The sequence below is a fragment of the Thermosynechococcus sp. M3746_W2019_013 genome, assembly GCF_015296045.1.
Classification (GTDB): domain Bacteria; phylum Cyanobacteriota; class Cyanobacteriia; order Thermosynechococcales; family Thermosynechococcaceae; genus Thermosynechococcus.
The window spans coordinates 1-13,239 of record NZ_DVDW01000017.1 but is presented as its reverse complement, the minus strand read 5'-3'; the positions used below and the strand labels follow the sequence as shown (position 1 = coordinate 13,239).

The 13,239-nt window shown below is 54.2% G+C and carries 12 protein-coding genes; 6 read left to right on the top strand and 6 right to left on the bottom strand.

Annotated features, from left to right (window positions below):
- Window positions 1–3: 3 nt before the first annotated feature.
- From bioB to IGQ16_RS03155, 6 genes are all read right to left on the bottom strand, one after another.
- On the bottom strand, window positions 4–1,014 hold the full coding sequence (bioB, locus tag IGQ16_RS03180) for a biotin synthase BioB (protein WP_297060217.1): 1,011 nt from the start codon (window positions 1,012–1,014) through the stop codon (window positions 4–6).
- 10 nt (window positions 1,015–1,024) lie between these two features.
- Complete coding sequence (gene pheT / locus IGQ16_RS03175; protein WP_297060215.1) at window positions 1,025–3,487, bottom strand: phenylalanine--tRNA ligase subunit beta; 2,463 nt, start codon at window positions 3,485–3,487, stop codon at window positions 1,025–1,027.
- 40 nt (window positions 3,488–3,527) lie between these two features.
- Entirely contained in the window at window positions 3,528–4,172 is a 645-nt protein-coding gene (locus tag IGQ16_RS03170; RefSeq protein ID WP_024124069.1) for a ribonuclease HII, read from the bottom strand.
- Between the two features lie 2 nt (window positions 4,173–4,174).
- Window positions 4,175–5,554: a UDP-glucose/GDP-mannose dehydrogenase family protein gene (locus IGQ16_RS03165; protein ID WP_297060213.1), complete on the bottom strand. Its 1,380-nt coding sequence runs from the start codon at window positions 5,552–5,554 to the stop codon at window positions 4,175–4,177.
- 14 nt (window positions 5,555–5,568) lie between these two features.
- Complete coding sequence (locus IGQ16_RS03160; RefSeq protein ID WP_297060211.1) at window positions 5,569–6,525, bottom strand: UDP-glucuronic acid decarboxylase family protein; 957 nt, start codon at window positions 6,523–6,525, stop codon at window positions 5,569–5,571.
- Between the two features lie 224 nt (window positions 6,526–6,749).
- Complete coding sequence (locus IGQ16_RS03155; protein WP_024124066.1) at window positions 6,750–8,063, bottom strand: dihydroorotase; 1,314 nt, start codon at window positions 8,061–8,063, stop codon at window positions 6,750–6,752.
- Window positions 8,064–8,253: 190 nt separating this feature from the next.
- On the opposite strand from IGQ16_RS03155, the gene nuoH reads away from it, so the two are divergent.
- The 6 genes from nuoH to IGQ16_RS03125 all read left to right on the top strand — a co-directional run bounded on the left by nuoH (window position 8,254) and on the right by IGQ16_RS03125 (window position 13,182).
- Window positions 8,254–9,372, top strand: a complete 1,119-nt coding sequence (gene nuoH, locus IGQ16_RS03150; RefSeq protein WP_024124065.1) for an NADH-quinone oxidoreductase subunit NuoH — start codon at window positions 8,254–8,256, stop codon at window positions 9,370–9,372.
- 29 nt (window positions 9,373–9,401) lie between these two features.
- The gene (gene ndhI, locus IGQ16_RS03145; protein WP_297060209.1) at window positions 9,402–9,992 is read left to right on the top strand and encodes an NAD(P)H-quinone oxidoreductase subunit I; all 591 of its coding nucleotides are present in this window, start codon (window positions 9,402–9,404) and stop codon (window positions 9,990–9,992) included.
- Window positions 9,993–10,003: 11 nt separating this feature from the next.
- A complete protein-coding gene (locus IGQ16_RS03140) occupies window positions 10,004–10,606 on the top strand; it encodes an NADH-quinone oxidoreductase subunit J (RefSeq protein WP_024124063.1) in 603 nt (200 codons plus the stop codon).
- 10 nt (window positions 10,607–10,616) lie between these two features.
- A complete protein-coding gene (gene nuoK / locus IGQ16_RS03135; protein ID WP_024124062.1) occupies window positions 10,617–10,922 on the top strand; it encodes an NADH-quinone oxidoreductase subunit NuoK in 306 nt (101 codons plus the stop codon).
- Window positions 10,923–10,997: 75 nt separating this feature from the next.
- The gene (locus IGQ16_RS03130; protein WP_024124061.1) at window positions 10,998–12,167 is read left to right on the top strand and encodes an HhoA/HhoB/HtrA family serine endopeptidase; all 1,170 of its coding nucleotides are present in this window, start codon (window positions 10,998–11,000) and stop codon (window positions 12,165–12,167) included.
- Between the two features lies 1 nt (window position 12,168).
- On the top strand, window positions 12,169–13,182 hold the full coding sequence (locus IGQ16_RS03125) for a DUF3326 domain-containing protein (protein ID WP_024124060.1): 1,014 nt from the start codon (window positions 12,169–12,171) through the stop codon (window positions 13,180–13,182).
- Window positions 13,183–13,239 lie beyond the last annotated feature (57 nt).

Below are 13,239 nucleotides of genomic sequence, written 5' to 3'. Positions count from 1 at the left end.
GGTTTAAGGGGCGATCGCCCGCCCGTCGGGGTCTTCAAGAACAAAGCCGGCATCGGCAATCATTTGCCAATCTTGGTGGGGAGCTTGCCCGGGAGTGGTCAGATAGTCGCCAATAAAAATGGAGTTGGCGGCGTAGAGGCCAAGGGGTTGGAGCGATCGCAGATGCACTTCGCGGCCACCGGCAATGCGGATCTCTTGGCGCGGCAAGAGCAAACGAAACAGCACGAGAATGCGTAAACACTGGCGGGGATTGAGGTTGTGCTGTTCGCCTAGGGGCGTCCCCGGAATTGGAATCAAAAAGTTCACGGGTACACTAGTCACCTGACGCTGCCGCAGGGAGAGGGCAAGATCAATCACATCGTCATCGGATTCCCCCATGCCTAAGATGCCCCCAGAGCAGGTTGTAATCCCAGCGGCTTGGATATTTGCTAAGGTCTGGTCGCGATCCCTAAAGGTGTGGGTGGTACAAATTTCACTGTGGAAGTTTTCCGAGGTATTCAGGTTGTGGTTGACGCGATCGACACCGGCTGCCGCCAGCCGTGCCGTTTGCTCAGCGGTGAGTAAGCCCAAGCAGGCACAGATTTTTAGGGGATAGCGTTCCTTGACCGCTCGAATAGCGCCGAGCACTTGCTCAAACACCTTCTCACTGGGCGATCGCCCGGAAATAACCAGGCAAAATGTACCGGCCTTGAGTTGGGCAGCGCGATCGGCGGCGGCAAGAATTTTTTCCTGCGAGAGCAGGGGATACTTTTCAATCTCAGCCGTCGAGATTTTGGACTGGGAGCAGTAGTGACAGTCTTCCGGACACAGACCACTTTGGGCATTCAGGAGATAGTGGAGCCGTACCCGATTGCCCCAGTAGTGGTAGCGGACACGATAGGCTGCCGCCAGTTGATTCAGGAGTTCCGTATCGGGGGCCTGGAGCACCGCTCGCGCTTGATCGCGGCTGAGGCACTCGTCGGCAAGGGCTAAATTGGCAAGGTGCTGCCAGTCAGTGGTCAATACAGTACTCATGGGGGTGCTCTTAACTACGAAGGGTAACAGCGTATTTTTCCACAAGGCTGTCGCGGATGCGCTGATGGAGTTCATTTACCTCAGCCTCGGTGAGGGTGCGATCGCTGGCGCGGTAGCTGAGGCGAAAGGCCAAACTGCGCTGCCCTTCGGGGACACCGCTGCCACTGTACTCATCAAAGAGTTCAACACTCTCCAGGAGAGAGTCGCGTCCCCCCGCTGCTTTCCAAATGGTGCGACTGAGTTCCGCCACCGTGAGAGCCGCCGGCGCAAAGAAGGCGAGGTCGCGATCGCTGGCGGGATAGGTGGAAAAGGGGTGAAAGATAATCTGCTGATAGCGTTCCTCAAGGCAACTCAGGAGGACCTCCAGGTCTAGTTCAAAAACATAAACGGCAGCGGGAAGCTCTAGGGCGGCGGCATACTGCGGGTGTAACTGGCCAAAGATACCGAGACGTTCTCCCTGCAAAGAGAGAACGGCTGTGCGCCCCGGATGTAGACGTTCATCGTGGCGATCGCTCTGATATTCCACAGGCAAACCAAACCGCTGAAAAACGCTCTCAAGCATCCCCTTGGCTTCATACCATGTGAGGGGCTGAGGCTGTTGCGAGCGGCGCACCCATTTACCCTGCCATGGATCACCACCGATGATCCCCCCAAGGCGATCGTTTTCCCAAAGACCCTCCTCATCTTGACCAAAAACACGGCCAATTTCAAAACCATTGAGGGGTGGATTCCCCTGTTCTTGGTTGTAGCGGAAGGCCTGCACTAGACCCGTAATTAGATCCGTCCGCAGTGCAGAAAACTCAGCAACTAGAGGATTCACAACCGTGACTTGATTCGGCTGCCCCCCCTTGACCCAGGAATAGTGCATTAATTCCGTCAGGCCCGCCCCGCGAAAGGCTGCCCGTACCTCCCGCAGGAGGGTGAGTTCTAGGGGCAATGCCCCCAGCTCCGCCTGGGCTGGCAAGGTTTCCTCAAAGCGATCGTAGCCGTAGAGTCGCGCAATCTCCTCAATGAGATCCACCTCCCGCTCAATGTCACGGAAGCGGTAGGGGGGTACCGTTACCGACCACACGCCTAGCTCGTCCTCAAGGGTTTCTTGACGGCTGAGGTGAAAACCAAGGCGGCGGAGGAGCGCTTCAACGGTCTCTGCGTCCAAATAGGCGGGTTCATCGCTATCCTCTGCCTCAGCAACCACGGCCCCCAAGAGCCGATGCACCTGTTCCAGCCGCAGGGTGAGGGTACGTTCGAGGGGCGGCCGCCGATCCGCCAGGGTTGTGTAGGTCACTGTTCCTTGGGCAATTTCCCTTAGCAGGGCGATCGCTTCAGCGGTGGCTGCCTCTAGTTCTGCTGGGTTGACCCCCCGTTCATAGCGCGCTGAAGCTTCCGTGCGCAATCCCTGATCACGAGCCGATCGCCGGATCACCGGACTGGCAAAGAGGGCCGCCTCAAGAAAGACGTTCTGGGTTCCCAGGTGCACTTCGGTCTCTTCGCCGCCCATCACCCCTGCTAGGGCAACGGGCACGTCGCCGGCGGTAATCAGCAGATTCTCCAAACTGAGGCGGCGCTCCTCGCCATCCAAGGTTTTCAGGGTTTCGCCCGCCTTAGCAAAACGCACACCGACCCTGACCGGAGTTTGGGCAGCAACCCTTTGCAACCGATCCCAATCAAAGGCATGGAGAGGCTGCCCCCACTTCAGCAGGATGTAGTTAGTAATGTCCACCACATTGTTGATGGCTCGCAAACCCGCAGCCTCTAAACGTTGCTGGAGCCAAGGGGGTGAAGGGCCAATTTGAACATTAGTAATTAGCGTGCCACAGTAGGCAGGACAGGCCTGGGGGTCAGCGATCGCCAGTTGTACCGGTGCTTTACCGGACTTTTGGGGGGCGATCGTCTTTGGGGTTGGCAGCATCAGGGGCGCGCCGGTTAATGCCGCCACTTCACGGGCAATCCCCACCATACTCAGGGCATCGGCACGGTTGGCGGTGGAGCTGAGGTGCAAAATTACATCATCCAAACCCAACAGCGGACGTACATCTTGGCCTACGGTTACTGCATCAGTGAAGGTGTGAATGCCCTCAGACTCCTTGGTTAGCCCCAATTCCGCAAGGGAGCAGATCATACCTTCGGACTTGACCCCCCGCAGTTTTGCTGGTCGAATTTTCAGATCAATTTTTGCCAGATATGCCCCCGGTAGGGCCACGGGTACATACAGGCCTGCTGCGGCATTGGGTGCCCCACAGACAATGGTGCGGGGTTCCCCTTGACCCACATCAACTTGGCAGACCCGTAATTTTTGGGCATCGGGATGGGGTTCACAGGCCAAAATACGCCCCACCACAACCCCTTCAGCCCATGCGCGCCGATCTTCAATTTCTTCGACTTCAAACCCTGCCATCGTCAGGCGATCGGCCAAAATCGCAACATCGAGATCAACCGCCACCAATTCCCGTAGCCAGCGAAGGGAAACCCGCATGGAATCCTCAAAAAAACGTCATAGTTTGCCATTTTTCAGCCTACTCTCCTGTGATGGCATTGCACAAGTGCGAGTCGACAGGAAGCAAGGATTTCAGGAACGATCGCCGATGCCAAGGAGTAAGGCCATACTGGTCAAGGGCTTGGCGGTGTTCGGGGGTGCCGTAGCCCACATTGCGTTCCCAGCCATACTGGGGATAACGACGAGCCAAGCGGGCCATGAAGCGATCGCGCCGTACCTTGGCAATAATTGAGGCACAGGCAATACTATAGCTGCGGCGATCGCCCCCGATAATGGCCGTTACCCTTTCAAAGGGCGCTGTTTTTGTTAGTTTGCCGTCAATTAGGGCATGGTCCCAAGGAGCCACCCGCCCTAGGGCCCGCACCATCGCTCGATAGGTGGCTTGCAGAATATTCACCTGATCAATTTCCGCCACACTGGCACTGCCAATGCCAATGGCGATCGCTTGGTTATAAATCTGCCCAAAGAGGCGCGATCGCTGGCGAGCAGTCAACCGCTTGGAATCCCGTACCTCTGGAAGGGGGACACAGTCCACAGGCAAAATGACGGCTGCCGCCACCACTGGCCCTGCTAAGCAACCCCGCCCCACTTCATCCACACCGACGACGCGACAATAGCCCTGTTGCCAGTAGGCCTGCTCATAAATCAGGCTGAGGGGTTCCATGCCTAGTGACCAATCCCCACATAGCGAAAGCCCAGTGACTCTAGCCCCTTGCGATCTAAGAAATTGCGGCCATCAATGATCACCGGTTGGTGCATCACCTTGGCCAAGGCGCCATAATCCACCTCTTGGAATTGTGGCCAGTCGGTCACCAACACCAGAGCATCACAGCCATCAGCAAGGTGCAGTAGATCCGTTTCCACAATCACATGGGAGAGACCCGATCGCAGACCCGACTGGGACACAAGGGGGTCATAGGCTTTGACCTTAGCACCTAAGCGATGCAGTTCCTCAATCAGATTAAGGGCAGGGGCATCCCGCAAATCGTCGGTGTTGGGCTTAAAGGTTAACCCCAAAAGGCCAATGGTTTTACCCTTGAGGATCTTCAGCACCTGTTGCAGTTTTTCAATGACAATAAAGCGCTGCCGCTGGTTCACTTGAACCGCTGCTTTAAGCAACTGGGCATCGTAGCCGTAGTCTTCCGCCGTGTGGATGAGAGCCGAAACATCCTTGGGAAAACAGGAGCCCCCCCAACCTAAGCCCGCTTGCAGAAATTTCTCGCCAATACGGGAATCTAAACCAATTCCCTTGGCCACTTGAACCACATCTGCCCCCACGCGATCGCAAATATTGGCAATTTCGTTAATAAAGCTGATTTTAGTCGCCAAAAAGGCATTGGCAGCGTACTTGATCATTTCCGCCGAACTCAGATCCGTCACCAAAACTGGTACGGGAGGCAAGGTGGGATCAACCGCATACTTGCGCTCAATAATCGGCCCATAGAGTTCCTGCATGATTTGAATCGCTCTGCGGCTACTGCTGCCCAAGACAATGCGATCGGGATTCAACGTGTCATAGACCGCTGAACCTTCCCGCAGAAATTCAGGATTGCTGACCACATCAAAATCTAGCGGCGGATGGGTTCCCCCGGCTTTAATGGCATCGGCCAAATCGGGTTCTCGCTCAACCACGCCATCCAGAATAATCATCCGTACCCAGTCCCCTGAGCCAATGGGCACTGTGGATTTATTGACAATCACTTTGTATCCCAAATGCAAATGGGCACCAATCCCCCGGGCAACGGCTTCCACATAGCGGGTATCGGTTTCACCATTGGGCAGCGCAGGTGTACCGACAGCAATAAAGAGCACCTCACCAAATTCCACCCCAGTGCCAAGATCACTACTGAAGCGAATGCGACCACTGGCAATGCAACCACGGAGTAACTCCGTCAGACCCGGTTCATAAATCGGGGATTCCCCCTGTTGCAGCAGCTTGACTTTGTCAATATTGTTGTCAATGCAAATGACCTCATGGCCAATATGTGCCAGGCACACTCCCGTCACCAAACCCACATAGCCGGTGCCAATTACACAGACCCGCATTCCCTGTGGCCTCCCTAAACTTCCACCATCATAGGCGTATAGGGTACGCCCAGCCGCTCAGCAAAGTCAGGAATTGTCCGCTGCAGCCCCGCGAGGAGGGGAACGGTGGGTTGCCAGCCCAACACTGTGCGAGCGAGGGTAATGTCGGGACGACGGCGCTGGGGATCATCACTGGGCAGGGGCTTAAACTGGATTTCCACCCCTGGATTAATCAGGGCCTGGATTTTTTGGGCGAGCTCTAGCACCGTGTATTCATCAGGGTTGCCGAGGTTCACAGGGCCAATGTGATCGCTATTCATCAGCCGAATCAACCCTTCCACCAAATCACTGACATAGCAAAAGCTACGGGTTTGGGAGCCGTCCCCATAAACCGTGAGGGGAATGCCCTGCAAGGCTTGGACAATAAAGTTGCTGACGACGCGGCCATCGTTGACCTGCATTTTCGGGCCATAGGTATTAAAAATCCGGGCCACTCGAACATCCACATTGTTTTGACGGTGGTAGTCAAAGGTAAGAGTTTCTGCCACTCGCTTGCCTTCGTCATAGCAGGAGCGCACACCAATGGGGTTGACATGCCCCCAGTAGGACTCAGATTGGGGATGCACTTGCGGGTCACCATAGACTTCTGAAGTTGAGGCCAGGAGAAATCGTGCCTTCACGCGTTTGGCCAACCCCAGCATGTGGAGTGTGCCCATGACATTGGTTTTGATTGTTTTGACCGGATTGTACTGGTAATGAACCGGTGAGGCGGGGCAGGCCAAGTGATAGATTTGATCCACCTCAAGGCGAATTGGATCGGTGACATCATGGCGGATCAGTTCAAAGTTCGGATGACCTAGCCAGCGCAAAATGTTGCGCTTCGTACCAGTGAAGTAGTTGTCTAGACAAATGACCTCATGACCCGCTTCCATCAGCCGATCAACGAGATGGGAACCAATAAACCCAGCGCCGCCGGTAACCAGAATACGCATTGTGTTGTCTAAATAAAATCAGTAAAGTGATGTTCTCTCTTTGGCCTAGATTAGCATGAGTTCATAGGAGGCTAGCAATGCTTGGTTCCACCAAATCAGAGGATGCCCGAATGATCAAGAAGGGTTTGCAGAGCTGGTGTCTTGATTTATTTAAATTTTTTAAATTTGTTTAATCGGTTTAATCAGTTTAATCGATTGTCTTGGTCGGCCTTTGGCCAATTTCCTTAGCCCAAGCCAAACCTGAGAGGACGTCCGCGCACAGCAGTATTCACTTGCCCTTGGCTAAACACAACCTCACCATTTACAAAGGTGTACACTGGCCATCCTGTCAATGACCAACCCTCAAAAGGACTCCAGCGACACTTGGTGAGAAGTTCCTCACGGCGCACTGGGCGATAGGTCTGCAAATCCACGAGCACCAGATCCGCATCGTAACCGGGGGCAATTTTCCCTTTGTTGGGAATTTCATAGGCCGCAGCAACAGCAGTGGACATCCAGCGCACCACTTGCGGCACAGTACAGCGGCCTGCCATCGCTTGGGTCAGCATGAGGGGCAAGGAGGTTTCTACCCCCGGCATACCAGAGGGGCTGTGGGGATAGGGCTGCGCCTTTTCCTCTAGGGTGTGGGGGGCATGATCGGTGGCAATAAAGTCAATGACGCCATCGAGGAGCCCTTGCCAGAGTTTTTCATTATCTACTGCTGTGCGCAGGGGTGGGTTCATCTGCGCAAGGGAACCAATTTTGGCGTAGGCCTCTGTGGTCAGTAGCAGGTGTTGGGGAGTGACTTCCACCGTTATCCAAGGAAGTTTGTGCTCGCGCAGAAAGTCGACTTCAATCCCTGTGGAAAGATGCAGAATGTGCAGGCGGCGTTCGTATTTCCGGGAGAGCTTCACGGCTAACTGGGTGGCGTTGAGGGCCGCAATCTCATCTTGAATTTGCGAATGTATGGCCACATCGGTAATGCCAGCCAATTGTGCGCGGCGGGCCCGGATGCGACCCTGATCTTCGGCATGGACAGCAATGAGGCGTTTGCCCTCACTAAAGATACGGTCTAAAATTGGCTCCTCATCCACCAAGAGGGGCCCGTGCATTGATCCCATGAAAATCTTGATGCCGCAGACGGGGTGGACAGTGTTGAGGACGGCAAGGTTATCCTGAGTGGCGCCAATGAAAAAACCATAGTTCACGACACATTTGGCGGCAGCACGGGCCAGTTTATCCTCTAGGCTCGCCTGATCAATGGTTAGGGGACGGGTATTGGGCATTTCCAAAAAGCTGGTGACCCCCCCCTTGGCACAGGCACAACTGGCGGTGAACAGATCCTCTTTGTGCTCTAAGCCAGGTTCACGAAAATGCACTTGGGGGTCAATTACCCCCGGCAGGAGGGTTAAGCCTGTTGCATCAATAACCGTATCGCCGGGGTGCACAGTGACGCGCTCTGCCACTTCTGCAATGCGATCGCCCTCAAGGCGCACCTGTTGCTGGCGGAGTTCTCCCTCTGGGGTACAAATCACCGCATTTTGGATCGCGATCGCCACCCTGTTCTCCTTAAAAATGGGCTCTTCTGTTCAGATCCTACTGGCCCGTGGAACCCAAGGACACAAAGGATAAACTATAAACATCTGTAATACCTGTGGTGATAAAATTTGACCCAAATCTATCTTCTTAACGGAAGTAAAACCTTTATACTGTAGAGCGTGTCTGTAGGTGGGGCGCGATCGAATCGCTATGGAATCTGGTATTGACTTACAGGGGCAGTTTATTCGTGCGTTGGAATCCCTTGGCCTTTCCCATGATCTAGCCAAGCTACTTTGGCTACCCTTGCCAATGTTAATGATGCTAATTGTGGCTACGGTGGGCGTCCTGGTGGCCGTTTGGCTAGAGCGGAAAATTTCTGCTGCTGTGCAACAGCGGATTGGCCCTGAATACATTGGCCCATTGGGGATTTTGGCGCCCCTGGCCGACGGCCTAAAACTGATTTTTAAGGAGGATGTTCTCCCCGCAAATACCGATCGCTGGCTGTTTACCCTTGGGCCAGCAGTGGTCGTGATTCCCGTCTTTTTGTCCTACATTATTGTCCCCTTTGGCCAAAACCTACTGATCTCCAACTTGGCAATGGGGGTCTTCCTCTGGATTGCCCTGTCAAGTATTGCGCCCATTGGCCTACTGATGTCGGGCTATGCCTCCAACAACAAATACTCCCTACTGGGGGGACTGCGGGCAGCGGCACAATCCATTAGCTACGAAATTCCCCTTGCCTTGGCAGTGTTGGCAGTGGCTATGATGTCCAATGGCTTAGGCACGGTGGAAATTGTCGAGCAGCAGTCGGAATACGGCATCCTCAGTTGGAATGTCTGGCGACAGCCCATCGGCTTTTTGATCTTTTGGATTGCCGCTCTGGCAGAGTGTGAGCGCCTCCCCTTTGACTTGCCGGAAGCCGAGGAAGAACTCGTGGCTGGCTACCAAACAGAGTACGCTGGCATGAAGTTTGCCCTCTTTTACTTGGGTGCCTACGTTAACCTTGTACTTTCGGCACTCTTAGTCAGTGTTCTCTACTTTGGCGGTTGGAGCTTCCCCATTCCCCTAGAAACTATTGCCAATCTCCTTGGGGTGAGTGAAACCAATCCCTTTTTGCAGATTGCTTTTGCAGTGCTGGGCATCACAATGACCCTGATTAAGGCCTACTTCTTTGTCTTTTTGGCGATTCTGCTGCGCTGGACAGTGCCCCGTGTGCGTATTGACCAACTCCTAGACCTGGGCTGGAAATTCCTACTACCAGTGGGTCTAGTGAATCTGCTGCTGACCGCTGGCTTAAAGCTCGCCTTTCCCGTCGCCTTTGGCGGTTAAGAAACTCCCCATTTCTATGAGGTGACACCATGAAATTCCTCAATCAGATTACCAACTATGCCAAAGAGGCACTGCAGTCTGCGAAGTACATTGGTCAAGGCCTCTCCGTTACCTTCGATCACATGCGGCGGCGACCGGTAACAGTGCAGTATCCCTACGAAAAGCTCATTCCCTCAGAACGGTTCCGGGGCCGGATTCACTTTGAGTTTGACAAGTGCATTGCCTGTGAAGTGTGCGTGCGCGTTTGCCCCATTAACCTGCCTGTGGTGGATTGGGTCTTCAATAAAGAGTTCAAGAAAAAAGAACTCAAGCACTACAGCATTGATTTCGGCGTGTGTATCTTCTGTGCCAACTGTGTCGAATACTGCCCCACCAATTGCCTCTCGGTAACAGAAGAATACGAACTAGCCACCTACGATCGCCATGAGCTGAACTACGACAGTGTTGCAATGGGACGCATTCCCTACAAAGTAACCCAAGATCCAATGGTGACGCCAATCCGTGAGTTTGCCTACCTGCCCGCTGGCGTGATGTCTGGCCATGATTTGCCCGCGGGTGCCCAACGGGCGGGAGAGCATCCCGAGGCGATCGCCAACCCTGCTGAATCATCTGAGAACTAGGAGTTGTTGTTGTGGACTTAGCCACTCTGACCCAAACGATTACTTTCTTTGCCCTTGCCGCTGCAGTGACTGTTGCTGCCCTTGGCGTTGTGCTCCTGAACAATGTTGTCTATTCTGCTTTTTTGCTGGGGGGAGTGTTCCTGAGCATCTCTGGGCTGTATATCCTCATGAATGCTGACTTTGTCTCAGCGGCGCAAATTCTCATCTACGTCGGTGCGGTCAACGTTCTCATTCTGTTTGCCATCATGCTGGTCAATAAGCGCGAGGCCTATACCCCAGTGCCGGGGCGTTGGCTACGCCAGGGGGGTGCTGCAGTGGTCTCCCTTGGGGTCTTTGCTTTGCTGACGAAAATGATTTTGCAAACCCCTTGGCAACTCAGTTCCGTGCCCCCCACAACTGACAGCATCACCACCATCGGCCAGCACTTTTTCAGTGATTTCCTCTTGCCCTTTGAATTGGCCTCGATCTTACTGCTGATGGCTTTGATTGGGGCAGTGGTTCTTGCCCGCCGCGAACTGGTCTTGGAACCTGAACCCCTCCTAGGGGAAGAGGTGGTACCCCCCTTGGAGTTACCGGAACGTCCCCGCGAACCTGTAGCTTTGTCTGAAAAATAGGGAAATGACGATGCAGTTAACCAATGTTTTAATCTTGGCAGCACTGCTGTTTTGTATTGGCATCTATGGGTTGGTTACCAGTCGCAATGCCGTGCGCGTGCTCATGTCCATTGAGTTGCTTCTGAATGCTGTTAACCTCAACTTGATTGGTTTCGCTAACTATCTAGATGGCCAGCAAATTAAGGGGCAAGTCTTTGCGATATTTGTGATTACCGTGGCAGCCGCCGAAGCCGCCGTGGGTTTAGCAATTATTTTGGCCATTTATCGCAACCGCGACACTGTTGACATGGAGAAATTTAACCTCCTGAAGTGGTAGGCGAGAAGCTGGAACCTACTTCCCTCAATTGCCGTCTTTATTCAAGAGCTAGTGTCAGCAAAAGGGCAATCACCTATGACAGTGCGTCTTGGTAAGTCGGTTACCTATCTCTCGTTAATGGCATTGGGGGCAGCCGCTGCCATGTTTGTCACCCACTTGATGCCAGCATCAACGCCCTTGGTCACTCCCAGCTTGGCACAGTTACCGGCACCGCTACCAGCGGGAAATGACATTAACTTTATTGCCCGTGCGGTTGAACAGGTGGGGCCTGCTGTGGTGCGGATTGATGCTTCCCGTACGGTGCAGACCCGTGTGCCAGCTATCTTTAATGATCCTTTCTTTCAGGAATTTTTTGGGCCAATGATGCCCCCCCGCAGCCGTGAAGAACGGGGTCTAGGGTCTGGTTTTATCATTAGTAGCGATGGCTTGATCCTGACAAACGCCCATGTGGTGGATGGTGCTAATCGGGTGAAAGTAACCCTCAAGGATGGCCGCACGTTTGAGGGGCAGGTTCTCGGTCAAGACCGTCTGACGGATGTGGCTGTGGTCAAGGTGAGTGCTAACAATTTACCGGTGGTGCGTCTTGGTAATTCTGATAATTTGCGCCCTGGGGAGTGGGCGATCGCCATCGGTAATCCATTGGGTCTTGATAATACGGTGACTGCAGGCATTATCAGTGCAACCGGACGTTCTAGCGGTGATATTGGTGTACCCGATAAGCGAGTGGGCTTTATTCAAACCGATGCAGCCATTAACCCCGGTAACTCTGGCGGCCCCCTGTTGAACCAGCGGGGAGAGGTGATTGGCATGAATACAGCGATCATTGGTGGTGCCCAGGGGTTGGGGTTTGCCATTCCCATCAACACGGCTCAGCGGATTGCCAACCAACTGATTGCCAATGGTCGCGTGGATCACCCCTTCTTGGGTATTCGCATGACCAATCTTACCCCTGAGGTGCAGCAACGCCTCAACGCCAATCCCAATAGTCCTGTCCGCGTGCAGGAAAGTTCGGGGGTTTTGATTTTTGAAGTCCTCCCCAACTCTCCCGCTGCCCGTGCCGGTTTGCAACCTGGAGATGTGATCCATCGTATCAATGGCCAAAACATCACCAAAGCGGATCAAGTGCAGCAAATGGTGGAAAGCACCGGCATTGGTCGCACCATGGAACTGGAAGTGCGCCGTCGTGGCCAAACTGTAACCGTGGCCGTTCAGCCAGCTCCCCTCCCAGCCCAGGCGAGTCGCTAAGGTGCTGACGGCGGTTCTGATCATTCCAACGGGCATTGGGGCTGCCATTGGCGGTTATGCGGGGGATGCGATTCCAGTTGTTCGTGCCTTGGCCCAAGTGTGCGATCGGCTGATTACTCACCCCAACGTTCTGAATGGGGCGATGCTCTATTGGCCACTGCCCAATGTTTGGTATGTCGAAGGCTATGCCCTTGATGAATTTGCCGCTGGCCACTGGGGATTGCTACCACCCCGTGCAAATCGCATTGGTCTATTACTGGATGCAGCCATAGAACCCGAGCTGCAACTTCGCCATCGTCAAGCGGCGGCGGCCTGTTCTGCTACCTTGGGTCTAACCCTTACTGAACCGGTTATTACAGATGAACCGTTGGGGGTACAGCTACAAACCGCTGCCTCCGGAGCAACATGGGGCACTGTGGCGAACCCTGCCAGTTTATTGCGGTCGGCAGAAACACTGATTCAAGTCGCTAAGGCAGAGGCGATCGCGATCGTGACTCGCTTTCCTGATGATCCGGGCACAGAAGCATTGCACCACTATCGTAGTGGCCAAGGTGTCGATCCCCTAGCAGGGGCAGAAGCAGTCATTAGTCATTTGATTGTCCAGCACTTTCAGATTCCAGCAGCCCATGCCCCAGCCCTGGAACCCTTACCCCTAGAGGAGAGTGTACATCCCCGCGCCCTTGCCGAAGAAATTGGCTATACCTTTTTGCCTTCCGTGCTCGTGGGGTTGAGTCGTGCTCCCCGCTACAGCTTAAGTGACCCGCATGCCCTGTGGCGACAGGACGTGGATGCAGTGATTGTACCCGCTACGGCACTTGGTGGACGGGGAATTCTGGCCTTGGCTCATCAAGGCATCCCCATCCTAACAGTAGCTAACAATACCACAACCCTCAATGTTACCGGTGCCGATTTGGGGATAGAGACAATTCCTTGCCAGTCCTATGCCGAGGCGATCGGCGTCCTGAGTGCCATGAAGGCGGGAGTATCTTGGCAAACAGTGACGACAGCAACCTAAAGTTGCCTTTGAGTCTGGGGTTGATGCAGTTGATGGTGCTGCCTGAGGCAGAGATGC

Bases quoted from the DNA above. Each gene is read 5' to 3' on its own strand.
- bioB (WP_297060217.1), bottom strand. From the start codon at position 1,014: ATGAGTACTGTATTGACCACTGACTGGCAGCACCTTGCCAATTTAGCC.
- pheT (WP_297060215.1), bottom strand. From the start codon at position 3,487: ATGCGGGTTTCCCTTCGCTGGCTACGGGAATTGGTGGCGGTTGATCTC.
- IGQ16_RS03170 (WP_024124069.1), bottom strand. From the start codon at position 4,172: ATGGAACCCCTCAGCCTGATTTATGAGCAGGCCTACTGGCAACAGGGC.
- IGQ16_RS03165 (WP_297060213.1), bottom strand. From the start codon at position 5,554: ATGCGGGTCTGTGTAATTGGCACCGGCTATGTGGGTTTGGTGACGGGA.
- IGQ16_RS03130 (WP_024124061.1), top strand. From the start codon at position 10,998: ATGACAGTGCGTCTTGGTAAGTCGGTTACCTATCTCTCGTTAATGGCA.
- nuoH (WP_024124065.1), top strand. From the start codon at position 8,254: ATGGAATCTGGTATTGACTTACAGGGGCAGTTTATTCGTGCGTTGGAA.
- IGQ16_RS03160 (WP_297060211.1), bottom strand. From the start codon at position 6,525: ATGCGTATTCTGGTTACCGGCGGCGCTGGGTTTATTGGTTCCCATCTC.
- ndhI (WP_297060209.1), top strand. From the start codon at position 9,402: ATGAAATTCCTCAATCAGATTACCAACTATGCCAAAGAGGCACTGCAG.
- nuoK (WP_024124062.1), top strand. From the start codon at position 10,617: ATGCAGTTAACCAATGTTTTAATCTTGGCAGCACTGCTGTTTTGTATT.